The organism is Bradyrhizobium sp. BRP23, assembly GCF_020194135.1.
GTDB lineage: Bacteria > Pseudomonadota > Alphaproteobacteria > Rhizobiales > Xanthobacteraceae > Bradyrhizobium > Bradyrhizobium yuanmingense.
Genome location: NZ_JADYVW010000005.1, coordinates 418,440 through 440,257, shown reverse-complemented (window position 1 = coordinate 440,257; position 21,818 = coordinate 418,440). Strand labels below are relative to the sequence as shown.

Here is a 21,818-nt window from a genome sequence, read left to right as displayed (position 1 = left end):
CCGAAACAAAACCGCAAAAACAACCCCATGCACAGTAGAAGTCTTGATGTGATCTTTGCGATTTTTCCGAATCGACGTTGACCGTCGGGCAAAACAGTGGTATGGTGCCAACATCGCAAGACTCCAGACGCTGACGCCCGCGCGCTCTCGTTGCCTTCCGAGAGCGCAGCAAGATGAACAAAGTACTTCGAGGATCCAAAGCATCTGATTTTCGAAATTGTGGGAAATCGCGATATCCATCAGCTGCATATCTGATGCGCCTGCTGCGACATCGTCGCGCGACGATTTACCTTGCCATCGCGGCGCGCCTTCTATAGCCTTCTATTTTAGGTTGTCGCCCTGCCAGCCCCGGGCGACGCTGAAAAGATAAACGGCGGGCTTCGGCCCGCCGTTTATTGAAGGGCGTGGCGACGATCGCGAAGGTCACAATCCCGAAAGTCATTTGACTGCGGCGTCCTGATCGAGGACAAGCCGCCATGGCCAAAAAACCCGGAACCAACCCCAAAGGCGAATTCGCCTTCTTCAACGTCGTCTACGAAGACGATTCCCAACGCTCCAACCGCCGCGTCCCTTCCGAACTGCTCGGCGGCCTCGACGGCGACGAACCCGCCCGCAACTTCATCATGGAACAGGACCGCGAGATCGCGGAAAAGAGCGGCCGCCCGGCGCTGGAGATCAAGCGGATCGAGCGGGTGGGAGCGAAGAAGAAGTAGGCGGGCACAGCGGGGCGTTCACCAGCGCCCGCTCCATTTATTCCAGGCAAATAGCAGATCGGCAAACCGGTCATAGGCAAACCGCGTGATCGGCAGCGCCACGCGATTGCCGAACAGCACCGCAAGCCACCCCTGCCCCGGCGTCAACCGCCACAGCGCAATCGCGACATCAGCGCCGACGACGAGCCGCCCGGCCTCATCCGTCGCGTGTAGGCGCCGCCTGATGTCGTCGAGCGAAGCGCCAAAGTGCGCCAGTGCATCAGGCTGCTCGTTGATGTCCCTGAACTCGACGGTGCCCGCGCGCACCAGCGCCAGCAGCTTGTTGCGCTGCCAGTCAATGCCGGCGTCGCAGACGGGGCAGCGGGTGTTGTAGTAGACGGTGAGGTGGGGTGGCATCAATGAGCCTTTCTCGTCGGAATTATAGTCCGAGAGAAAGCCAGATAAACGCCTTCGGCTGAAGCTGCCGATACAAAGGCACAAAGAAGGACGACCCGACCTCGGCCCGCCGAATTGCGCGGCAGCCTCGACGGCGGCGAGCCGCGCGCAACCTCATTGGGAGCAGGATCGAGAGTCGCGTAAAAGAGTGGGAGGTCGGCGCTGGAGATCGAGCGGATTGAAAGGAGGCGAAGAAGAAGCAGGGTTCGGCCCTATCCCCGTCATTGCGAGCGCAGCGAAGCAATCCAGAGATGCGTCTGTGGGGATGGGCGGCAGAGCAGACCTGATTTGCTCAACTTGAGTTCTTCGCATTGTGCCCCCGAAGCGGACATGATGCAGCGAATGACAACTCGACTATCGAGCCCTCCATTGCTCGCGGAATTGCCCGGGCGTCACGCCTGCAACCCGGCGGAATGCACGGGTAAAATGGGCGGGATCTGCGTAGCCCGAAGCAAACGCAATCTCGATGATCTTGGAATCCGTATCTCGCAAAAGCTTTCTGGCATTTTCAAACCTCACGGTATCCAACAGCCGCGAATATGTCATCCCGGCGCGAGATAGCTTGCGTTGAAGGCTGCGTGCGCTGACCCCCGCCATCTCCGCGACTTCCGCCAGCGCCGGAGGCCGCTCGTCCATGTAGGATGGCAGCATCAGCTTAAGTGCGTGGATAAAGTCAAAGTTCGAATGTTCGACAAAGTCGCTCTTCGGATGAGAAGGAGCTTGCTTCAATCTGTTAGGAAGGCCCAGCAATGAAACAGGTACGTCGATCCACGAAGCTTCTTGACCAGACAGGAATTGAGACGTCGGCCAGAAAGACCGACATGCCGGACCCGGCGTGTACCGCGCCTCAAAGGCGATAGTTGCCGGAGCCCAGTCCGGTCCGGCGAATTGGCGGACGATGTAAATCGGGAAAACGTTCTGAAGCCATTGTGAATGCTCGAGATGCTGAAGTCCGGCAGTGCCGGCTAGCTTGCTGCAATAGCGAACATGGTCGCCGTGGCGCTCGACCCAGTTGCTCAAGTTTGAATCTTCGAGCGAAGCTAATCTACAGGCCTGGTGCAGCGCGACGAGCAAAGTCGGAGAATGACTGATTAGATACCTGGTCTTCTCACTAAGGTGTCCGAAATTGAGCGACTTAGCAGCGTGGAATCCAAAATCTTCAATACCTTGCGACCGGCTGGCAAACTCCGCAAATTCGATAGCAGGCAAAATCGGGACGTAATGATCGGCTTTTTCCTCCAGAGAAGCGGGCAGCAGATACTTTTCCAGTAAAGAAGCGGTTGGCGCGCCGAGATTATCCAGAATGTCAGCGAAGGGACTGAGGTGCTGACAACGCGTCAAATGAATCTTTGGCATTGGTGCGTCTCGATCACTTAATTCAGCGCACGAGCGGCGTCGCAGGACGACAACTCCCTAAACAGGGAGCGCCGACGCCTGTCACACGCTTAGATTATCAGGACTGCAAGGCTCTTTGCGTGCTTTTTGTCGCCTGGCTATGCCTCCAGAGGATCGCAGTCTCAGCTCATTCCATTCGACGAACATTTTGGCGCCCAATGGCCAGATGCGCCTCTCAGCTTCCCTAATCCTATGAATCGATTTTCCGCTGTAGGAGCATAGGCTTCAGGCCTGACGTCAAACGATGAGAGCCGTCCGCTTGCCTTCATCCACGGCGGTCCGCACCGTCATCGTTGCATCGCTGCGGCACGGTGACGCAACCCTCGATAGCACAGCGCATGCGCTCAGAATTAGCGGGCGCACATTACAGCGTCATCTAGAACGCATGGGCACAAGCCACAGCAAGATCCTCGACGAAGTCCGATTGGAGATTGCGTGCCGCCTGCTGGCCGATACGAGTAAGCGCTTGTCGGATATTGCAGAATTTCTAGGATACACGAACGCCAGCAGCTTCAGCCGCGCTTTCGTGCGTTTGATGAAAATTCAACCCATCGTTTATCGGCGGCAGCAACGCGGCCGCAAGCATGATCGGTCGCTCGTCCGCCGACGTTCTCACCCCACCAACCCGTTGAATGATTCCTGACGATTGGCGCGAAATGGCAAGACGCGCCGCGTGATTTGGCGCGAAATGCAGAGATGCCGCCGCCACTAGCGACGCTCTTGTCGCTTCCGAATTGCTCACGTGCTGTTCGAGGAAGAACGACCAGCCTGCAAAGGAGAGGATCATCATGACAATCCGCGTTGCCTTGATTGCGGTCTGCGCCGCTGGCTTAGTTGCAATTCCGCACAAGCTTCTTGCTCAATCTCAGGCCGAACCCAAGCCGCACATTCCGCTTGAGAAATCGATTGGTCAGGCCAAGCCGGAAGTGGTCCCATCGCTTTTTGTACTCAACTCACGCGGGGTGAGCCTGAAGGAGGGTAAGCTGGTGCTGAGTGCAATTTCTCCGAATGCGATCGTGTTTGCCGACCGGCCGGTTCGTGCCGCCGGGCATGATCTGACCTCCCGGATTATCGAGGACTGGGGCAATGGCAGCGACAACTTCGCTAAAGACCCGCCCAACGCCACGGTGTCAGGATTCAAGAAAGACGGATCGTCGGTGTTGGATGCCGTCGTCGTGTTGAAATCCCCCAAGCTTGAGGGTGATAAGCTGACGTTCGACGTCGATCTCCTCGAAGGTGATCTCGCCGGGGCGGACGGGCCGGCATCTGTCTTTATCGATATCATTGGCCGTCCGTTGACGCCGTTGTCTTTCGCCGGCGTCGCTCGCCGCACCGCCTGGCGCGGAGCGTTCTACCGCGGCGCTGCCGTGGCAGGAGCCGCTGCTGTGGCCGGGGCTGCGGCGTATCCCTATTACTCACCGCGCTGCGGCTACTACCCCTATCCGCCCTGCTATTGAACCGTTCGCCCGAGTGGCTCCGTTACAAAGGCGTGAACTGCGAATCCACGTGACTGGTTTTCTATAGGAAGGAGATTAGCGATGAACATCACCCGTCGATCCCTTGCATTTGGCGGAATGGGGCTGCTCGCGGGAGCCGCCGCCACACGACCGGCTCTTGCCCAGGATTCATTTTTCGGAGTGGGACAAGGCCTGGAGGATTTCTGGCTGGCCAGCGACGCCTACATCTTTGGCTACCCGCTGGTGACGATGGAGATGACCCGGCGGATCATCACGAATGTCGCCGAGCCCGTCGGCACGCGCGGTCCGATGGGACACATCATCAAGCTGCGCCAGTATCCCGATGCCTCCTTCAGGGATGTGACGGCACCGAATGCCGACACCTTGTACACGACATCCTTCTTCGACGTCGGAAAGGAGCCGTGGATACTCAGCATTCCGGACATGAAGGGCCGCTATTTCCTGATGCCGATGCTGGACGGCTGGACCACCGTGTTTCACGTGCCAGGTAAGCGCACCACCGGCACCGGGGCGCAGACCTACGCGATCACGGGGCCGGGTTGGAAGGGCACGCTGCCGGCGGGTGTCAAGGAGTACAAGTCTGCCACCAATATCGTGTGGCTGCTCGGCCGCATCTATTGCACCGGCACGGCGGACGATTACGCTGCGGTGCACAAGTTGCAAGACGAATGCAAGCTCGTTCCGCTCAGCGCTTATGGCAAAGCCTACACGCCCGCCCCCGGGAAGGTGGATCCAACAATCGATATGAAGGCGGCGGTCCGCGAGCAGGTCAATCGCATGGACGCGGTCTCATACTTCAAGCTGCTTTGCGAGTTGATGAAGACTAATCCGCCATACGCCGCGGACGCGCCTCAACTTGCGAAGTTTGCCCGCATCGGCATCGTCCCAGGGCAGGATTTTGATGAGAGTAAGCTGAAGGCAGACTTTCTGAGGCGCCTGCCGGAGGTGTCGTTCGACCGGATCATGCTGCAGTTCAAAATCAACAAGGCCATCAAAGACGAGAATGGGTTCGCGTTCACGACCAAGACCGGCATCTACGGCACCGACTATTTGATGCGGGCTTTGGTAACCGCGATCGGGCTTGGTGCCAACCGGCCGCAGGATGCCGTCTATCCGACCTCGCAAAAAGACGCCGACGGTCACAAGTACAGCGGCGCGAACAAGTACGTGATGCGATTTCCGAAAGGTCACTTGCCTCCAGCGGAGGGATTCTGGTCGCTTACGATGTACGACAGCGGCTATTTCTTCGTGAAGAACCCGCTCAACAGGTACTCCGTCAGCGCTCGGGAAGACTTGAAGGAGAATCCGGACGGATCAACTGATCTGTACATCCAGAAGGACTCTCCCGGCAAAGAGAAGGAGTCGAACTGGCTACCTGCGCCTGAGGGAGATTTCATCCTCATGTTGCGTATGTACTGGCCCCAGGAGACGGACCCCTCGATCATCAACGGCACATGGACGGTCCCGGCCGCCAGAAAAGTCGGAGCCTAGAGCAGGCAATCATGCCGGCGCGCATGCGCCGGCATGATTGCTAGGCCGCTCCCAGATGCCCCACAGCACGCTGTACTCGCTTTGGGTTTTCTGGGGCGAATGACACGGTATTCGCGATGCAGGAGGCCATGATGTCGGCACTTCACCTTGGAAAAGGAAAACAGCGCGTTGGAAGGAGCGCGACAAAGCCGTCTCTCTCTTCTGCGTTCAGGAATGCAGCCATTGCCTGGGCAGTCATGACGCTGTCGGTGCCTGCTGCCACGGCTTACGCCGACGAAGGTGGCGTTTCCTACTGGCTCCCTGGCCGCTTCAGCAGCCTTGCCGCCACCCCTCAAGCCCCCGGCTGGTCAATGGCAGCGGTCTACTACCACACCAGCGTAAGTGCATTCGGCACCGCGGCTGCCGCAAGGGAAATTCACGTCGGCAGAATCCCCGCAACAGTAAACGTCGATCTGAACTTGCGTCTGAATGGGCGGGGGGATCTCGTCCTGCTCAATCCTACATACACGTTCGCAACCCCCGTGCTGGGCGGGCAACTGGCCATCGGAGTGACAGGACTGTTCGGACGATCGAGCGCTGATCTAGCAGGAACGCTCACCGCAACTGTCGGCCCCCTGGCCGTGACGCGCACGGGCAGGTTCGGCGACTCGATCACGTCAGTCGGGGATCTCTACCCGCAGGCGACGCTCAAGTGGAATGCAGGCGTCCATAACTTCATGACCTACGTAACCGGAGATGTTCCCGTCGGCGCTTACAGTTCGTCCCGTCTCGCCAATCTCGGCATCGGGCATGGCGCCATCGACGGCGGCGCCGGCTACACCTACTTCAATCCGCAAACTGGCCACGAGTTTTCCGCGGTGGCGGGCCTCACCTACAATTTCAAGAATCCGGATACGCAGTACCAGAACGGCATCGATCTTCACGTTGACTGGGGAGCCTCGCAGTTTCTGTCAAAGCAAACTTTCGTCGGCCTCGTTGGTTATGCCTATCAGCAGATAACTGATGACGTTGGCCAGCATCCCGCCCTAGGCGGCTTTCGGTCCCGAGTCTTCGCAGTTGGTCCGCAGATTGGCTTTCTATTTCCGGTAGGCGATATGCAGGGGTATTTGAATCTGAAGGGATATGGCGAGTTCGCTGCGGAGAATCGGCCGGCTGGCTGGAACACTTGGCTGACGTTCTCAATATCGCCGATAGCGCCGACCAGAACTGTCGCATCAACCCGGCGGATCACAAAATAGCAGCGTGGCCGCTTAGCCGATCTCGCCGACACACCATGGGTCGGTCGAACGTCTCACGTGAACATATCGAACTGAGCTGGTTATCTGCGTAGCCTCGAACCTTCCACCTGCTGAACAAAGCTGGCGTGAAGGTAGTCGAGAAGATCTACCTGCATCGAAATCCCGCACTTTGAAGAAGGAAAGTCGCCCCCCGGACCCGCACTTCCGCTTTCGGCCCATCTCGGAAGTCGGGCACCGTCCGCACTTTTGTTGCTGTTGGAATGGAATCGGACATGGGTAGGGCAATCGCCTGGTGGATTGCTTCGTCGCAAGCGCTCCTCGCAATGACGGGGCGAGAGCCGAGTCAAAGAAAAACGGCGGGCTGTTGGCCCGCCGTTTTCGTTCTGATTGAAATCGGATCAATTATCCAAAAAGCTCCGCAGCTTCCGGCTCCTTGACGGATGCTTCAGCTTCCGCAGCGCCTTCGCTTCGATCTGGCGGATACGCTCGCGCGTCACCGAGAACTGCTGACCCACCTCTTCCAGCGTGTGATCGGTGTTCATGCCGATGCCGAAGCGCATGCGCAGCACGCGCTCTTCGCGCGGGGTGAGAGAGGCGAGGACGCGCGTGGTGGTCTCGCGCAGGTTGGACTGGATCGCGGCGTCGATGGGGAGGATCGCGTTCTTGTCCTCGATGAAATCGCCGAGATGCGAATCCTCCTCGTCACCGACCGGCGTCTCAAGCGAGAGCGGCTCCTTGGCGATCTTGAGGACCTTGCGGACCTTCTCCAAGGGCATGCCGAGCTTTTCGGCGAGCTCCTCCGGGGTCGGCTCGCGGCCGATCTCGTTGAGCATCTGGCGGGAGGTGCGCACGATCTTGTTGATCGTCTCGATCATGTGCACGGGGATGCGGATGGTGCGGGCCTGGTCGGCGATCGAGCGGGTGATCGCCTGCCGGATCCACCAGGTGGCGTAGGTCGAGAACTTGTAGCCGCGGCGGTACTCGAACTTGTCGACCGCCTTCATCAGGCCGATGTTGCCTTCCTGGATCAGGTCGAGGAACTGCAGGCCGCGGTTGGTGTACTTCTTGGCGATCGAGATCACGAGGCGGAGGTTGGCTTCCACCATCTCCTTCTTGGCCTGGCGTGCCTCGCGCTCGCCCTTCTGCACGGAGTGCACGATCTTGCGGAACTCGACGATCTCGAGGCCGGTCAGCGCGGCGAGCTGATGGACCTCGTGGCGGAGGTCCTTGATGCGGTCCTTCTCGTGGTGGACGAAGTTCTTCCAGCCCTTGGCCGACAGCTTCGAGACGCGGTTGAGCCAGCGCGGATCGAGCTCCGAGCCGGTGTAGTTGCGCAGAAAATCCTCGCGGGCGACACCGTGGCTGTCGGCAAGGCGCATCAGGCGGCCCTCATGCGAGACGAGGCGCTTGTTGATGTCGTAGAGCTGCTCGACGAGGCTATCGATGCGCGCCTGGTTGAGGCGCAGCGACTTCACCTCGACGATGATCTCGTCCTTCAGCTTCTTGTACTTGCGCTCCTGATGCGGCGAGAGCGACTCGTTCTGGAGCTGGTTCTGGATGTCCTGCTCCTGAAGCTTGCGCAGCTTCTTGTAGCTGTCGGCGATGCGATCGAAGATCTCGACCACCTTCGGCTTGAGCTCGGCCTCGATCGCCGCGAGCGACATCTGGTTCTCGAACTCGTCGTCGTCCATGTCGGACTCGGCGGCGGCCTCGCCCGGATCCTTCTCCTCGCCCTCGGGGGCGGCCGCAGGCGCGGCGCGGAACGGCGTCGGCGACGGGGGCGCGGCAGGCGGCGCGACATGCGCGGGCGCAGCGGCGGACGCGGTGGCTTCGCCGCCCTCGGCCGAGGCTTCGCCGCCCTCGCCATTGGGTCCTGCGATCATCGCGGCGTTCATGCCGCCCTTGGCATCCGGGCCGGCATAGGTGGCTTCGAGATCGATGATGTCGCGGAGGAAGATCTTGCCCTCGTTGAGCTCGTCGCGCCAGATGATGATGGCCTGGAAGGTCAGCGGGCTTTCGCAGAGGCCCGCGATCATCGCCTCGCGGCCGGCCTCGATGCGCTTCGCAATCGCGATTTCGCCCTCGCGCGAGAGCAGCTCGACCGTGCCCATCTCGCGCAGATACATGCGCACGGGATCGTCGGTGCGCTCGCCCGGCTCGCTCTTCTTGACCTCGGTGACGGCCTTCTGAGTGACCTCGACGAGCTCGTTATCCGTCTCGTCGTCGCCCTCGTCCTTCTCTTCCTCGCCTTCGGTGTCGTCGGCTTCGGTGACGTTGATGCCCATGTCCGAGAGCATCGACATGATGTCCTCGATCTGTTCGGGCGAGGTCTGGTCGGACGGCAAGACTTCGTTGAGCTGATCGAAGGTCACGAAGCCGCGCTTCTTGGCCTGCTTGATCATCTTCTTCACGGCGGCGTCGGACAGGTCGAGCAAGGGCGAGGGCGCGTCCTGGGAATCCTTCTCCGGCGCATCCGCTGCCTTGTCGTCTTTTTCCTTGTCCTTCGCCTGCAGCGTCTTTGCCTTGGTGGCCATCCATTGCTCCTAAACGCGCTTCATGCGAGACGCGCCGCGCCTTCGCGTGAATTCACATGAACCTGTTGCTCGACGCTCTCGCTTCGGCAGCTCTCGACACGGAAAGGGCGGCGCACAAACCTCTCGCCACCCCCAACTCTCTCTCGCCGGAATTGCCTAACGCTTCGTCAGCCTCTTTGTCGCGGCGGATGCAGGTGTAGTGCCAACAGCGATTGCGCGGATTCATTCCTGACGCGTCTGTTATGCCTGCGGCCGCCTCTGGGCCAAAGTGCTACAAGACCGTTAAGCCTCGATTAACCCTGTTTTTGCCGCCAAACCTAGGATTTGGCGAGTCTTTTAGCGGTTCCAGCCGTGGCCGTCCGCATGTTTCTTTCATCACATGCTCTTCTGGAGCCGGCCCGACAGCTCGCCAAAACCCTCGATCAGGGCCTCGGTACCGTCGACTTCACCTATCCGAGCCTTGACGTCACGCAGCCACGCCAAATTGGCCTCGCTGGGATCCTCCCCCAAGGCCAGCTCGGCGTCTTTCAGCTCTCTAAGTAGTGAATGCCATTGCCGATGCAAGGCAACCAGCTGGTGCCAGGTGGCAAGAACGTCGTCCCTCGCCGCGCCCTCGCGGGCGGCCCACACCGCCTGGGTCGTGATGACATTCTCAACCCTTTGAAGAGTTTGAGAAAATCCGCCCTTTGCGAGGTCGCCGCGCATCTTTTCTGCCTGCTCGCCGGGGTCCGGCGAGTGGTGATGGTCGTTGGCGAAGGCGGCGATGATGCCGGCCCTGAGCTTGTGGGCCTCGGGATGGGCCAGCTCCAGGGCGGCGACCTCCTCCAGATGCTCGTGCAGCAGCCAGGGGTGGTTGATCAGGCATTGCAGGATCAGCGCCTCCCGGCGGGAGATGGCGCTGCGCTGGCCTCGCAGGATCGGGCTTGCCGCCAGCTGCGGGCTCGCCGCCTGGTAGGGGCCGGACGGCAGCGGGGTCGGACCCGGAGCGCCGCGGCGACCGCCGCCGAAGCCTTGTCCACCGAATCGATTCGCCCCGCCTCGCGGCTGGAACGGGCGGCCGCCACCGGGGCGGAAATTGCCCCGGCCGCCAAAGCCGCGGCCGCCTTCGGGCGCGAAGGCGCGCTGCAGCCGCTCGACGAATTCGTCGCGATAATAGCGCCGCACCACCTCATCGCGGATGCCGTTCGTGAGCTCCCTGATGCGCGCCTCCAGCGCGGCGCGCCGCTCGGGCGTGGCGAAATTGCCGCCCTCGAGCTCGCGCGACCAGATCATGTCGGCGAGCGGACGGGCGGCGGCGATGACCTCCTCGATCGCGCCGTGCCCGCCCGAGCGCACGAGATCATCGGGGTCCTGCCCTTCCGGCAGCAGCGCAAAGCGAAGACTCTTGCCGGGCGCGAGGAACGGCAAGGCAAGGTCCGCAGCACGATAGGCCGCCTTCTGTCCGGCGCGGTCGCCGTCGAAGCAGAGGATCGGCTCGTCCGCCATCTTCCAGAGCAGCGCGAGCTGGCTTTCGGTGAGCGCGGTGCCGAGCGGCGCGACGCTGCCGGCAAAGCCCGCGGTGACCATGGCGATGACGTCGACATAGCCTTCGACCACGATCAGTGGGCTGCCGTCATGGGTGGCTTTGCGCGCGGTCTGGTGGTTGTAGAGATTGTCGCCCTTGTGGAAGAGCGGCGTCTCCGGCGAATTCAGGTATTTGGCCGGAACGTCCTTCTCCAGCGCGCGCCCGCCGAAGGCGATGACGCGGCCGCGCAGATCGGCGATCGGAAACATCACGCGATCGCGGAAGCGATCGTAGGGAACGGGGATGTCGTCGCCGCCGATCAACAGACCGGTCTCGACCATGTCCTCGACGGAGACGCCGAGCTTGCCGAGATGCTCCTTCAGTGCGAATCTTTCGCCCGGCGCATAGCCGAGGCGGAACTGCAATTGCGTCGCCGGCGAAATGGCGCGATCGGCGAGATAGCCGCGCGCTTTCGCGCCCACGCGCGAGGCCAGCGTCTCGGCGAAGAATTTCGCCGCGAGATCCATCACGTCATGCAGCGAGCGCCGCCGCTGCTCCTCGCGCGCGGCGTTGGGCGTCACCGCCGGCAGCGGCAGGCCCGCCATATTTGCAAGCCGCTCCACCGCTTCCGCGAACGGCAGGCCGTCGGTCTCCATCACGAAGTTGATGATGTCGCCGTGCTTGCCCGAGGAGAAGTCGTGATAAAAACCCTTCTGGTCGTTGACGTAGAAGGACGGCGTCTTCTCCTGCTGGAACGGCGACAGCCCCTTCCACTCGCGCCCGGCCTTCTTCAGCTTGACGCGCTTGCCCACGACCTCGGAGACCGAAAGCCGGGCACGAAGCTCGTCGAGGAACTGGGGCGTGAAGCGCATGGGGCGAGTTTAGCCGAGCGTTTGAGTCGGGCGAAGGATCAGGGATATAGGGACGGCCCGGTCAAAGGCCAGGTTTGTCGGGCTTATCCGCGCTGTTCACAGCCCTCCGTCATTCCGGGGCGCCCCGAAGGGGCGAGCCCGGAATCCATCGAGCCACTGGAATGCTGGGAGAAATGGATTCCGGGCTCGCGCTGCGCGCGCCCCGGAATGACGAGCCACTTGAACCGCGCCCCGTTCCACGCTTCCATACCGCCATGTTCAGGACCTTTCGGGGCGGCCAGACCGGGGGTTGGCGGGTGACCTCGCTCTCGCCTGTGACGGGCGAGTCCCTGCCCTTCGTGCCGGCGCTGTCGGTGACCGACAGCGAGGCCGTCTCGTTGCCGCTGGTGCCCTCGCGCAATGCCTGGCGGCTGGTCGGCGTCGCCAGCAGCCTGCGCTACACCGAGCGGGCCGAGAAGCAGCAGCTCGTCGCCGTGCAGGCCGGCCTCGGCCGGCTGGAGGCCACCAGCGCGGCGCTGATCCCGATCCGCAAGTCGCAGGCCTGGTGGGAGCTGACCCAGGAAGAGCGCCGCAAGATCTTCGAGGACAAGTCGCACCACATCGCGAGCAGTCTTCGTTTCCTGCCCGCGATCGCGCGCCAGCTCTATCATTGCCGCGATCTCGGCGGCCCCTTCGATTTCCTGACCTGGTTCGAATTCGCGCCCGCGAACGCCTCGCTGTTCGAGGAGCTGGTGGCGATGCTGCGGCGGACCGAGGAGTGGACCTATGTCGAGCGCGAGGTCGACGTGCGCGTGGTCAAGGAAGTGCTGTCGGCTTAGCGATCGAGGAAGTGCCCGGACTCGATGATCGGCAGATCGGTGACGGGCCAATTGTAGACGTAGGTCCACACGTTTTCGCTGGCGCCGTCGGGCAACGTCACCTCCACCATCTGCCGCAGATATTCGGTCGGCTCCGGAAAGCCCTCGCCGCAGGCCTCGTACATGTCGAGCTCGCGCAAGAGTTCGTCCGGCACGCGCAGCTGAAACAACTCGCCATGGACGATGTCCGACGGCGCCTCGGAGAGCAGCAATCCCGGATAGTGCTTCACCAGAACGAGCCGGCCGCGGCAGGTGGCTTCACTGATGAATTCCGCATGGCCGGCGAGCAGCCGCGCCATCGGGTGGTCGAAGCCGCGCATCAGGGTGCCGTAAACGAAAAGTCGATCCGAGCTCATGCCGTTCCAACGTTGCGGCATCGGTGCGATACCGCTACTCCGTTTACACAGTTTGTCATTCCATAGGCAAATCAGGATGGCTTTGGATATAGCCGACGCAACCGACCAGCTGCTCGGCGAGGGCGACATTCCGCCCGTGCATGAGGTGAATGCGGCGGGGACATCGCCGTTCCTGCTCACCGCGGACCATTACGGACGGGTGCTGCCGCGCGCGCTCGGCGATCTCGGCGTCGCGGATACCGATCTTGTCAGGCACATCGCCTGGGACATCGGCATCGCCGGTGTCGCCGAGCGGCTCGCCGCGATGCTCGATGCGCATCTGATCGCGCAGCGTTATTCGCGGCTGGTGATCGACTGCAACCGCCCGCCCGGCGTCGCAAGCTCGATTCCCGTGATCTCCGAGGCGACCGCCATCCCCGGCAATGAGGATCTGTCGGCCGCGGCCAAGGAGATGCGCCGGCGCGAGATCTTCGATCCCTATCACCGCCGGATTAGCGCTGCGATCGATGCGCGCATCAGGGCGGGCAGGCCGACGGTGCTGGTGGCGCTGCACAGCTTCACGCCGGTCTTTTACGGCGAGCCGCGGCCCTGGCACATCGGCACGCTCTATCACCGCGACACCGTGCTGCCGCTTCTGATGCTGCAGCATTTGCGGGCCGAGAGCGCGCTCGTCGTGGGCGACAACCAGCCTTATGCGGTGAGCGACATCACCGACTACACGATTCCAATCCACGGCGAGGCGCGCGGCCTCGTCAACACCGGCATCGAGATCCGCCAGGACCTGATCGCCGACGAGGGCGGCCAGCAGCAATGGGCCGAGCGGCTGGCGCGGATCCTGCGCGAGATCGAGGCCGCGCTACGCGAGCAGGGAATGAGTTAAGCGGTCACTTCGCCCGCGTCAGTGCCAGCCAGATGCCGCCGCCGATCATGAAGCCGCCCGAGATGCGCGACACCATCCGCGTGCGCCGCGCCGAGAAGAATTTTCGGGCGCGCCCGGCGGCAATCGCGTAGAGCGCATCGGTCATCACCGCCGTCACCATGAAGGTGGCACCCAGCAGCGCGACCTGCGGGAAATGCGGCTGGCTCATGTCCATGAATTGCGGGATGAAAGCGCCGAAGAACACCAGCACCTTGGGGTTCGACAGCAGCACCAGGAATCCCTGCAGGAAGAAGCCGCCGCGCGGCGGCGGAGGCGGCGCGTCGACATCGACACCTTCGACCGGCTCCCAGATCAGCTTGATGCCGAGCCAGATCAGATATGCGGCGCCGGCAAAGCGCACCCAGTCGAACCAATAGCCCATGGTCGCCATCAGCGAGGTCAGGCCGATCGCAACGATGCCGATGACGATGGCAAGCCCGGCCTGCGCGCCGGCCACGTTGATGAGCGCCGCACGCGTGCCGTGGCGCAGGCCATTGGCGACGACGAGGGTGACGATCGGCCCCGGCAGCAGCGCCAGCGCAATGCAGGCGGCGACGAAGGCGAGGTAGGCTTGCATGGACATCATGGGAGGGACTCGCTGAAGGCGGTTTCGCCGCATTAATGCATGGCGAGCGCTGGAACGGAAGACGCGTCAGTCGCTCCAAGCCGATCCCTTGACATGCAACCATTTAGTTGCCTATTATCGCCGCCATGGATGAGGTCTTCAAGGCGCTCGCGGATAGCTCGCGACGTTCGCTGCTCGACAGGCTTCACGCCAGAAACGGCCAGACACTGAACGAGCTCTGCGAGGGGCTTGCGATGACGCGACAGGCCGTCACCAAGCACCTTGCCATCCTGGAGGAAGCGAACCTCATCACCACCATCAGGCATGGACGCGAGAAGCTGCACTACCTCAACCCGGTGCCGATCCATCAGATCGGCGAACGCTGGATCAGGAAGTTCGAGCGCAGCAAGCTCGCCGCGCTCAACGAGCTGAAACGTCAGTTGGAGAACGGCGACGAGTGAGTCCGCTCAACGAAGGATTTGATGCACGATGAACCTCGATCAATTCAAGCCGCTGACCGTCTACACCATCTACATCGCCTCGACGCCCGAGAAGGTGTGGGAGGCGCTGACGTCCGCCGAGTTCAGCCGGAAATATTTTTCCGGCTTTGCGGTGGAGATGGAGCCGAAGCTCGGCGGCAGTTTCGTCGTGCACGCGCCCGACGGCTCCGAGCACATCCGCGGCGAAGTGTTCGAATACGATCCGCCGAGGAGGCTCACGGTGAGCTGGAACGTCAATTGGCCGGACCTCGTGGAAAAGCTCGGCACCACCATTGTCACCTACGAGATCGAGCAGGCCGGCGAAGCCGTGCGCCTCACCCTGAGCCAACGCCACGACCGCGAGCTCAGCGACGACATCCTTTCCGGCGGCCGCACCGGCTGGCCCGCGATCCTCTCCGGATTGAAGAGCCTGCTGGAGACCGGCAAGGCGCCGCATATCGAGATGTCCCCGCCGGTGCGGTTGCTGGAGGCGCTGAAGGCGATGGGGATCAAGGTGCCGTAATTGAAGAAGGACAAGCGTAGGTCGCTTCTTCCCCTCTCCCCTTGTGGGAGAGGGTGGCTCGCCGCGAAAGCGGCGAGACGGGTGAGGGGTCTCTCTCCGCGCACACTTCTCTCAATGAGTCCGCGGAGAGAGACCCCTCATCCGGCGCTTCGCGCCACCTTCTCCCACAAGGGGAGAAGGAAGAGCGCCGACACTAAGCCACCGGCGCCACCAACCGGCGGTACAGATGCCAGGTCGCATGCCCGAGCACCGGCAGCGTGACCACCAGCCCGAGAAAATAGGGCAGCGCCGAGACGATCAGCAGCATCACGATCAATGCGGCCCAACCGATCATCGGCAGCGGGCTCGTCACCACCGCGCGCACGCTCGTCACCATGGCCGTGACGAAATCGACCTCGCGATCGAGCAGCAGCGGGAACGACACCACGGTCAGCGAGAACAGGATCAGCGACAGCACGGCCCCGACCGCATTGCCGATGGCCAGGAACAGCAGGCCCTCGCTGGTCGTCAGCACCACCGTCATGAATTCCTGCAAGCTCGAGAACGAGGCGTTGAGGCCGAGCAGCAGCGCGATCAGGAGCCGCACCTGGTACATCCAGACCACGAACACGAACAACGTCACGAAGGCCATCCAGCCGATCTCGCTGCGCGAGCGGATCGCGGACCAGATCGCAGCGAACGAGACCGGCTCGCCGCGCTCGCGGCGCCGGCTGACTTCGTAGAGGCCGATCGCAACGAACGGTCCGATCAGCGCGAAGCCGGCAGCGAGGGGATAGACCAGGTAGACCATGCCGAAGGCGGTGAGACAGAGCATGATGACGATGCCGCCGGCGGCATAGAGCGCGCCGAAGCAGAGACCGTAGAGCGGCAGCGCCTGGAAATCGCGCAGGCCCTCGATTAGCGCCTCGGCGATGTCGACCGCCGCCACGGGACGCACCACCGGATCGACCTTGCCCGAGATGGACATCAGCTTCCTCCGCACATCGGCGCGATCTTCGTCGCGCGCATGCCGCGATATTAGCGCCGCCGCGCGGCGGCGCAACTTGATGCCGGCCGGCGCGAAGGGTAGCAGCGAAACGACGATGCTCGCACGGCGAAATCGTTAGCCTTTCGCGCGATTTTTGCACCGACCGCTATGGACGGGGCAGATGATCGTGCCGCAAATTGCACCTCCGAATACCGTCGCCCGAGAGCCGATCGCCCACCGATGAGCCTGCGTACCCGGTTACTTATCCTCGTCATCGCGGCCATGCTCGTGCCGGCGGTTCTGGTCGGGCTGCGCTTCGTGCAGAACCGGACGAGCGAGATCGACGCGGCGCTGGCCAATCTCGCCGCATCCGCCGACGACATCGCCAGCGATCTCGGCGAGAAGATCCAGGGGACTGCCCAGCTTCATTACGGGCTCGCCCGCGCCCGCGACCTCGACACGCGCGACAAGGCGGCATGCTCGGCGTTTCTGTCCGATGTCCGCGAGGAATATCCGCAGTTCACGGGTATCCTGACCATCGATCCCGACGGCAGGCTGTTCTGCGACTCGCTGCGGACCAACCGCACGCTCGACCTGAACGACCGCGGCTATTTCAAAGAGGTCCAGACTCTTCACGGCCTCGTCGCGGTGGAACCGGTGTTCGGCCGCCTCACCGGACTGTCGGTGCTGCAGATCGCCTATCCGGTGCGATCGGATACTGGCGCGCTGAAATTCGTGCTGCTGGCGTCCTTCAACCTGAACAAATTCGCGGAGTTTCACGACAAGCGGCTGCTCGCCGAGAAGGACATCCTGCTCGTCGACGCCAAGGGCACGGTCCTGGCCGCCCCCAAGCGCGGCGGCTGGAGCGTACCCATCGGCGGCTCCATTGCGGGCTCCGACCTGTTCCGCTTCGCGGCAGATCCCGACGGCGAACCATTCCGGGAGATCGCCGATCGCGACGGCCGCACGCAGATCTGGGGCGTTGCCCGCTCGCCCGCGATCCGCAAGGCCGGACTCTATATCTTGGTGGGGCGGTCCAAGGACGGACTGATCGCGGCAGCGAACCGCCGGCTTTACGAGGACATGGCGATCCTGGCGGTGGCCTCGCTGCTGCTCCTCGCCGGCCTCTGGATCCTCACGACGGTGAGCATCGGACGGCAGGTCGGGCGGCTCGCTGCCATGGCGAAGAGCCTGGGGCACGGCGATCTCAGCGCGCGCATTCCGGAGCCCCATCCGGGGGGCGAGCTCGGCGGGTTGATGACGCTGCTCAACAGCACGGCCGAATCGCTCGAGCAGCAGCGCGCCGCCATCGCCGATCTCAGCCACAAGCTCAGCCAGTCGCAGAAGATGGAAGCCATGGGCCAGCTCACGGGCGGCGTGGCGCACGATTTCAACAATCTCCTGACCGTCATTCTCGGCAATTCCGAGCACCTCGCCGACAGGCTTGCAGGTAACAAGGAATTGCACCGGATCGCCGACGACATTGCGACCGCCGCCGAGCGGGGATCCGACCTGACGCGGAGCCTGCTCGCCTTCGCGCGCAAGCAGCCGCTGCGGCCGCGCGAGATCGACATCGCCGAGCAGGTGACCGGCATGAAGCAGCTTCTGCAGCGGACCCTGGGCGAGCACATCGAATCCAGCTTCACGTTCGCGCCGGATCTCTGGCTCGCCAGCGTCGATCCCGGCCAATTGGCGACGGCCGTGCTCAACCTCGTGCTCAACGCGCGCGACGCGATGCCTGACGGCGGCAAGCTGATGGTCGAGGTGCGGAATGCATCGCTCGGTGAATCCGACCTCGACGTCAACGGCGAGCCGCGGCCCGGCGACTACGTCATGCTGGCCGTGAAGGATACCGGGTCCGGCATGAGCAGCGAGGTGTTGCAGCGCGCGTTCGAGCCGTTCTTCACCACCAAGGAGGTCGGCAAGGGCACCGGCCTTGGCCTCAGCATGGTCTACGGATTTGCGCAGCAATCCGGCGGACTCGTGCAGATGCAGTCCGAACCGGGTCAAGGCAGCGTGGTCAGGCTGTTCTTTCCTCGCCTGCCGACGTCGTCGAGCGAGGAGCCGTCACCGGCAGCGCGTGTCGCCGCACCCGAGGGATACGAAACGATCCTCGTCGTCGAGGACGACGACATGGTGCGCGCCTATGTCGAGAACGAGCTGAAGGCGCTCGGCTACCGCGTCATCACGACGGCAAACGGACCCGCGGCGCTGGACGTGCTGCGCCAGTCCGCGGACATCCAACTGCTGTTCACCGACGTCGTGATGCCCGGCGGCATGTTCGGGCCGGAGCTGGCGAGGCAGGCCGTTCAACTGCGGCCTGGCCTCAAGGTGCTCTTCACGTCCGGCTACAGCCAGGATCCGGTCAAGACGCCCGACGGGATCGACGCGCGCATTCTGACCAAGCCGTTCCGGCGCAAGGAGCTCGCCGCAATGCTGCGCGCAGCCCTCTCGGAGCCGCCGCGCTAGATCAGGACGCGATGGTGAGCTGCAGTGCCACTGCGAGATTGGCGGCGAACAGAGCCGCATCGATCACGAAGATCCGGAGCATCGGGCCCTTCAACACCGGCCAATAGGCCACCCCGACGCGGCCGCCGCGCATCAGCACCGGGACGTTATAGGCGAACTGGCTGAAATGGCAGGCGGCAAAGAACAGGAACAGCGCGAGCTGCGCTTCGACCGGCTGGAAGAAGGACGGACGGGCGGCCAGAAGATAGAGCGACAAGAGCCCGATCGGCAGATTCATGCCGCCGAGGAACGCAACGCTCGCCGCAAGGGTCGGCGCGATCGGATTGCTGCGCTCCTCCCGCGGGAGCAGGATCTTCAACGTGTTGGTTTGCGCGATGCTGAACTGGATGAACGCGCCCACGAACCAGAGCGTGTTGAGAAGCAGGACGATATCCGAAAATCGCATGGTCATTTCCCGTAGAAGGCTTCGCTGCGCACCACACGGCCCGCATCGTCGAAATCCATGAACTCGCTGGCGCGCGTATCGCCCAACTGCCACCACACCGTCAGTCGCGCGATCGCCTCGTCCCAGCTCCAGTCCAGGATCTTCAGGTCGGCACTTTCGATGTGGCCATAGGCTTTCCGCCAGTAGGCGCGAATGTTCTCGGCGCCGGTGACGGTCGGAGACCCCGTCAGGGTGAGCGCGAGAGGACTGCGCATCTGCGCATCGTCGGCGAAATGGGCGACGACCGCGTCGATGTCCACTTTGCGCCAGTTCGCGCACCATGCCGCGACGAAGCTTGCAGCGGCCGCGCGGTCCATTGCCTGTCCGCTCACGACACGGATCCTCCCTTCGGCTTGTGGCCCGGAAGGTGGCAAAGCGCGTGCCTCATGTCAACTATGTTGACTTGAGATTTCGGTCAGTTGTTGTCGGCGATCGCCTCCATCACGCCGATCCATCCGGCCGCACCGCTCGCCCCGGCGCGCGCGAACGCTTCGCGCAGGACCTGGCGCTCGTGGTCCGAGGCCCGCTGCTCGATGCGCCGCCCCGCTTCCGTCAGGCGCAGCAATTTCGAGCGGTGCTGCTCCGGCGCCCGCTTCGAGGTCAGGAGCTTGCGCTCCAGCAGCAGATTGAGCGGCCGGTTGAGGGCCTGCTTGGAAATGCCGAGGATCTCGATCAGCGCGCCGATGGCGATGTCGGGCCGGCGCGCCACAACGTAGAGGATGCGATGGTGCGGACGCGACAGGCCCTGCTTGGCCAGATATGCGTCGGCCTCAAGCGTCATGCCGCGCCAGCCGTAATACATGAGCTCCAGCGCCGTATCGAGCTCGTGCAGCTTTGCAAGCGAGGCGCGGTGAAGCCCCGCGGCTTGAGACGTCTTTGCCATGGTCGGAAGCTAGCCCTTGTAAGAAGTCAGCCTTTGGCCCGCAGCTCGCGGCGCAGCACCTTGCCTGTTGCCGTCATCGGCAGCGTCTCCGTGAACTCGACGAAGCGCGGATATTCGTGCGCGGCGAGCTGCACCTTGACGAAGTCCTGAATCTCGCGCGCGAGCGTGTCGCTGCCGGCAAAGCCCGGACGCAGCACGATCCAGGCCTTGATCGATTCGGTGCGGATCGGATCGGGAATGCCGACCACCGCAGCCATGGCCACCGACGGATGTTTCATCAGCGTGTGCTCGATCTCGGAGGGGCCGACGCGATAGCCGGCGGTGGTGATGACGTCGTCCTCGCGGCTGACGTACCAGAAATAGCCGTCCTCGTCCTGCACTCCGAGATCGCCGGTGAGCAGGAAGTCGCCGGCATATTTCTTCGCGGTCGCCTCCGGATTGCGCCAATATTCGAGCATGGTGACGGGGCACGGCTGGCGCACGCCGATGATGCCGCGCTGCCCCCGCGGCAATTCCTGGCCCTTGTCGTTGACGATGCGGACATCGAAGCCCGGCGTCGCCTTGCCCATCGAACCCGGGCGGATCGGAAACAGGTTCGCGTTGCTGCCGATCACGAGGTTGCACTCGGTCTGGCCGAACACCTCATGCGCGTCGACACCAAACGTCTCGCGCACCCAGCCGAGCAATTCACCCCCGAGCGATTCGCCGCCGGTGAAGATGCTGCGCAGCTTGACGCCGGAATGCTTGACGCCGGCCTGCCGCATCAGCTTCAGCGCCGTCGGCGGCAGGAAGACGTTGCGAACGGCAAGATCGGCCATCATCTGCATCGCCGCTTGCGGCTCGAATTTCCGCGCGCGATGGCCGACCAGGGGAATGCCGTGGTACCAGAACGCGAGCAGACCGTTGATGAGCCCGCCGATCCAGGCCCAATCCGCCGGCGTCCACATGAGATCGCCGGGCTTGGGCAAGAAGTTGTGGCACATCTCCACGTTCGGCAGATGGCCGAGCACGACACGATGCGCATGCAGCGCGCCCTTCGGGTTACCCGTCGTGCCCGAGGTGTAGATGATCAGGGCGGGATCGTCGGCCGAGGTGTCCGCGCGCGTAAAGTCGGGCGAAGCGGCCTTCACCGCATCCCAGAACGATGTCGTGCCGGCGGGCACTCGCGCGCCGGCGATGTAGACGTTCCTCAGCTCCGGCAGGCGGTCGCGGATCTTGGACAGCTTTTCCCAGCCGGCTTCGTCGGTGACGATCGCCTTGGCCTCGGAGTTCGACAGACGGAATTCCAGCGCGTCCTCGCCGAACAGGGCGAACAGCGGGATCGAGATCAGGGCCGAGCGAAACGCCGCCATGCGCACGATCGGCAATTCCAGCGACTGCGACAGGAACACCGCGACGCGGTCGCCCCGCACAAGCCCGTCCGCCCACAGCACATTGGCGAAGCGGCGCGACATCTCCGCGATCTCGTCGAAGGTGGTGCGGCTGGTGGCGCCGGTGTCGTCGACATAGATCAGCGCAAGCCGGCCGGTGCCGTCGGCATGGCGATCGCAGCACGCCTCCGCGATGTTGAAGCGCGCGGGGATATCCCAACGGAAGTTGCGGACGAGTTCGTCGTAGCTTGCGGCTTCGGTCAGCATGGGCTTGGTCGTCTTCCCG

21 protein-coding genes are annotated in these 21,818 nt (G+C 63.0%); 10 read left to right on the top strand and 11 right to left on the bottom strand.

What is annotated here, in order from left to right; genetic code table 11:
• Positions 1 to 476: 476 nt before the first annotated feature.
• Entirely contained in the window at positions 477 to 713 is a 237-nt protein-coding gene (locus I6F24_RS17050) for a hypothetical protein (protein ID WP_036009587.1), read from the top strand.
• An 18-nt stretch (positions 714 to 731) separates the two neighbouring features.
• Here the strand turns inward: I6F24_RS17050 and I6F24_RS17045 are convergent, their stop codons facing one another.
• Positions 732 to 1,109 (bottom strand): DCC1-like thiol-disulfide oxidoreductase family protein, encoded by a 378-nt coding sequence (locus tag I6F24_RS17045; protein ID WP_036009586.1) that lies wholly within the window; start codon positions 1,107 to 1,109, stop codon positions 732 to 734.
• A 393-nt stretch (positions 1,110 to 1,502) separates the two neighbouring features.
• Positions 1,503 to 2,504, bottom strand: a complete 1,002-nt coding sequence (locus tag I6F24_RS17040; protein WP_074448034.1) for an AraC family transcriptional regulator — start codon at positions 2,502 to 2,504, stop codon at positions 1,503 to 1,505.
• 283 nt (positions 2,505 to 2,787) lie between these two features.
• Between I6F24_RS17040 and I6F24_RS37770 the strand changes: the two genes are divergently transcribed.
• The 4 genes from I6F24_RS37770 (at position 2,788) to I6F24_RS17020 (ending at position 6,750) form a co-directional block, all read left to right on the top strand.
• Complete coding sequence (locus I6F24_RS37770; RefSeq protein WP_036037012.1) at positions 2,788 to 3,186, top strand: helix-turn-helix transcriptional regulator; 399 nt, start codon at positions 2,788 to 2,790, stop codon at positions 3,184 to 3,186.
• A gap of 145 nt (positions 3,187 to 3,331) precedes the next feature.
• Positions 3,332 to 4,000, top strand: a complete 669-nt coding sequence (locus tag I6F24_RS17030) for a hypothetical protein (RefSeq protein WP_225144267.1) — start codon at positions 3,332 to 3,334, stop codon at positions 3,998 to 4,000.
• A gap of 81 nt (positions 4,001 to 4,081) precedes the next feature.
• A complete protein-coding gene (locus I6F24_RS17025) occupies positions 4,082 to 5,512 on the top strand; it encodes a DUF1254 domain-containing protein (protein WP_036030373.1) in 1,431 nt (476 codons plus the stop codon).
• Positions 5,513 to 5,748: 236 nt separating this feature from the next.
• Positions 5,749 to 6,750 (top strand): transporter, encoded by a 1,002-nt coding sequence (locus I6F24_RS17020; protein WP_225144326.1) that lies wholly within the window; start codon positions 5,749 to 5,751, stop codon positions 6,748 to 6,750.
• Positions 6,751 to 7,148: 398 nt separating this feature from the next.
• Here the strand turns inward: I6F24_RS17020 and rpoD are convergent, their stop codons facing one another.
• Together rpoD and dnaG are read right to left on the bottom strand one after the other, a co-directional pair.
• Complete coding sequence (rpoD, locus tag I6F24_RS17015) at positions 7,149 to 9,284, bottom strand: RNA polymerase sigma factor RpoD (RefSeq protein ID WP_036009578.1); 2,136 nt, start codon at positions 9,282 to 9,284, stop codon at positions 7,149 to 7,151.
• A 375-nt stretch (positions 9,285 to 9,659) separates the two neighbouring features.
• Positions 9,660 to 11,660 (bottom strand): DNA primase, encoded by a 2,001-nt coding sequence (gene dnaG, locus I6F24_RS17010; RefSeq protein ID WP_225151075.1) that lies wholly within the window; start codon positions 11,658 to 11,660, stop codon positions 9,660 to 9,662.
• 254 nt (positions 11,661 to 11,914) lie between these two features.
• Here dnaG and I6F24_RS17005 point away from each other — a divergent pair, with 254 nt between their 5' ends.
• The gene (locus tag I6F24_RS17005) at positions 11,915 to 12,478 is read left to right on the top strand and encodes a chlorite dismutase family protein (protein ID WP_036009569.1); all 564 of its coding nucleotides are present in this window, start codon (positions 11,915 to 11,917) and stop codon (positions 12,476 to 12,478) included.
• Here the strand turns inward: I6F24_RS17005 and I6F24_RS17000 are convergent.
• Positions 12,475 to 12,873, bottom strand: a complete 399-nt coding sequence (locus tag I6F24_RS17000; RefSeq protein WP_036030361.1) for a gamma-glutamylcyclotransferase family protein — start codon at positions 12,871 to 12,873, stop codon at positions 12,475 to 12,477. The two genes, I6F24_RS17005 and I6F24_RS17000, sit on opposite strands and share 4 nt — an antisense overlap.
• A 76-nt stretch (positions 12,874 to 12,949) precedes the next feature.
• Between I6F24_RS17000 and I6F24_RS16995 the strand changes: the two genes are divergently transcribed.
• Positions 12,950 to 13,753, top strand: coding sequence for an N-formylglutamate amidohydrolase (locus tag I6F24_RS16995; protein WP_036030348.1), 804 nt, complete (start codon positions 12,950 to 12,952; stop codon positions 13,751 to 13,753).
• Positions 13,754 to 13,757: 4 nt separating this feature from the next.
• On the opposite strand, the gene I6F24_RS16990 is transcribed toward I6F24_RS16995, so the two are convergent.
• Positions 13,758 to 14,378: a LysE family translocator gene (locus tag I6F24_RS16990; RefSeq protein WP_081493057.1), complete on the bottom strand. Its 621-nt coding sequence runs from the start codon at positions 14,376 to 14,378 to the stop codon at positions 13,758 to 13,760.
• A gap of 125 nt (positions 14,379 to 14,503) precedes the next feature.
• Between I6F24_RS16990 and I6F24_RS16985 the strand changes: the two genes are divergently transcribed.
• On the top strand, positions 14,504 to 14,818 hold the full coding sequence (locus I6F24_RS16985; protein WP_036009566.1) for a helix-turn-helix domain-containing protein: 315 nt from the start codon (positions 14,504 to 14,506) through the stop codon (positions 14,816 to 14,818).
• A 28-nt stretch (positions 14,819 to 14,846) separates the two neighbouring features.
• Complete coding sequence (locus I6F24_RS16980; protein ID WP_036009564.1) at positions 14,847 to 15,359, top strand: SRPBCC family protein; 513 nt, start codon at positions 14,847 to 14,849, stop codon at positions 15,357 to 15,359.
• Positions 15,360 to 15,552: 193 nt separating this feature from the next.
• Here the strand turns inward: I6F24_RS16980 and I6F24_RS16975 are convergent, their stop codons facing one another.
• Positions 15,553 to 16,326, bottom strand: a complete 774-nt coding sequence (locus I6F24_RS16975) for a DUF2189 domain-containing protein (protein ID WP_225151072.1) — start codon at positions 16,324 to 16,326, stop codon at positions 15,553 to 15,555.
• Positions 16,327 to 16,566: 240 nt separating this feature from the next.
• Here I6F24_RS16975 and I6F24_RS16970 point away from each other — a divergent pair, with 240 nt between their 5' ends.
• Entirely contained in the window at positions 16,567 to 18,795 is a 2,229-nt protein-coding gene (locus I6F24_RS16970) for an ATP-binding protein (RefSeq protein WP_225151070.1), read from the top strand.
• 1 nt (position 18,796) lies between these two features.
• Here the strand turns inward: I6F24_RS16970 and I6F24_RS16965 are convergent, their stop codons facing one another.
• From I6F24_RS16965 to I6F24_RS16950, 4 genes are all read right to left on the bottom strand, one after another.
• Positions 18,797 to 19,240, bottom strand: a complete 444-nt coding sequence (locus tag I6F24_RS16965) for a hypothetical protein (RefSeq protein WP_036030342.1) — start codon at positions 19,238 to 19,240, stop codon at positions 18,797 to 18,799.
• Positions 19,241 to 19,242: 2 nt separating this feature from the next.
• Positions 19,243 to 19,611 (bottom strand): nuclear transport factor 2 family protein, encoded by a 369-nt coding sequence (locus tag I6F24_RS16960; protein ID WP_225126766.1) that lies wholly within the window; start codon positions 19,609 to 19,611, stop codon positions 19,243 to 19,245.
• Between the two features lie 83 nt (positions 19,612 to 19,694).
• Positions 19,695 to 20,162 carry a MarR family transcriptional regulator gene (locus I6F24_RS16955; protein ID WP_057027726.1) on the bottom strand — a complete coding sequence of 156 codons (468 nt, stop codon included), beginning with the start codon at positions 20,160 to 20,162 and terminating at the stop codon, positions 19,695 to 19,697.
• Positions 20,163 to 20,188: 26 nt separating this feature from the next.
• Positions 20,189 to 21,799 carry an acyl-CoA synthetase gene (locus tag I6F24_RS16950; protein WP_225151068.1) on the bottom strand — a complete coding sequence of 537 codons (1,611 nt, stop codon included), beginning with the start codon at positions 21,797 to 21,799 and terminating at the stop codon, positions 20,189 to 20,191.
• Positions 21,800 to 21,818: the final 19 nt, after the last annotated feature.

Coding starts and splice junctions, on each gene's coding strand:
- I6F24_RS17050 (WP_036009587.1), top strand. CDS start 477: ATGGCCAAAAAACCCGGAACCAACCCCAAAGGCGAATTCGCCTTCTTC.
- I6F24_RS17045 (WP_036009586.1), bottom strand. CDS start 1,109: ATGCCACCCCACCTCACCGTCTACTACAACACCCGCTGCCCCGTCTGC.
- I6F24_RS17040 (WP_074448034.1), bottom strand. CDS start 2,504: ATGCCAAAGATTCATTTGACGCGTTGTCAGCACCTCAGTCCCTTCGCT.
- I6F24_RS37770 (WP_036037012.1), top strand. CDS start 2,788: ATGAGAGCCGTCCGCTTGCCTTCATCCACGGCGGTCCGCACCGTCATC.
- I6F24_RS17030 (WP_225144267.1), top strand. CDS start 3,332: ATGACAATCCGCGTTGCCTTGATTGCGGTCTGCGCCGCTGGCTTAGTT.
- I6F24_RS17025 (WP_036030373.1), top strand. CDS start 4,082: ATGAACATCACCCGTCGATCCCTTGCATTTGGCGGAATGGGGCTGCTC.
- I6F24_RS17020 (WP_225144326.1), top strand. CDS start 5,749: ATGACGCTGTCGGTGCCTGCTGCCACGGCTTACGCCGACGAAGGTGGC.
- rpoD (WP_036009578.1), bottom strand. CDS start 9,284: ATGGCCACCAAGGCAAAGACGCTGCAGGCGAAGGACAAGGAAAAAGAC.
- dnaG (WP_225151075.1), bottom strand. CDS start 11,660: ATGCGCTTCACGCCCCAGTTCCTCGACGAGCTTCGTGCCCGGCTTTCG.
- I6F24_RS17005 (WP_036009569.1), top strand. CDS start 11,915: ATGTTCAGGACCTTTCGGGGCGGCCAGACCGGGGGTTGGCGGGTGACC.
- I6F24_RS17000 (WP_036030361.1), bottom strand. CDS start 12,873: ATGAGCTCGGATCGACTTTTCGTTTACGGCACCCTGATGCGCGGCTTC.
- I6F24_RS16995 (WP_036030348.1), top strand. CDS start 12,950: ATGGCTTTGGATATAGCCGACGCAACCGACCAGCTGCTCGGCGAGGGC.
- I6F24_RS16990 (WP_081493057.1), bottom strand. CDS start 14,378: ATGATGTCCATGCAAGCCTACCTCGCCTTCGTCGCCGCCTGCATTGCG.
- I6F24_RS16985 (WP_036009566.1), top strand. CDS start 14,504: ATGGATGAGGTCTTCAAGGCGCTCGCGGATAGCTCGCGACGTTCGCTG.
- I6F24_RS16980 (WP_036009564.1), top strand. CDS start 14,847: ATGAACCTCGATCAATTCAAGCCGCTGACCGTCTACACCATCTACATC.
- I6F24_RS16975 (WP_225151072.1), bottom strand. CDS start 16,326: ATGTCCATCTCGGGCAAGGTCGATCCGGTGGTGCGTCCCGTGGCGGCG.
- I6F24_RS16970 (WP_225151070.1), top strand. CDS start 16,567: ATGAGCCTGCGTACCCGGTTACTTATCCTCGTCATCGCGGCCATGCTC.
- I6F24_RS16965 (WP_036030342.1), bottom strand. CDS start 19,240: ATGCGATTTTCGGATATCGTCCTGCTTCTCAACACGCTCTGGTTCGTG.
- I6F24_RS16955 (WP_057027726.1), bottom strand. CDS start 20,162: ATGGCAAAGACGTCTCAAGCCGCGGGGCTTCACCGCGCCTCGCTTGCA.
- I6F24_RS16950 (WP_225151068.1), bottom strand. CDS start 21,799: ATGCTGACCGAAGCCGCAAGCTACGACGAACTCGTCCGCAACTTCCGT.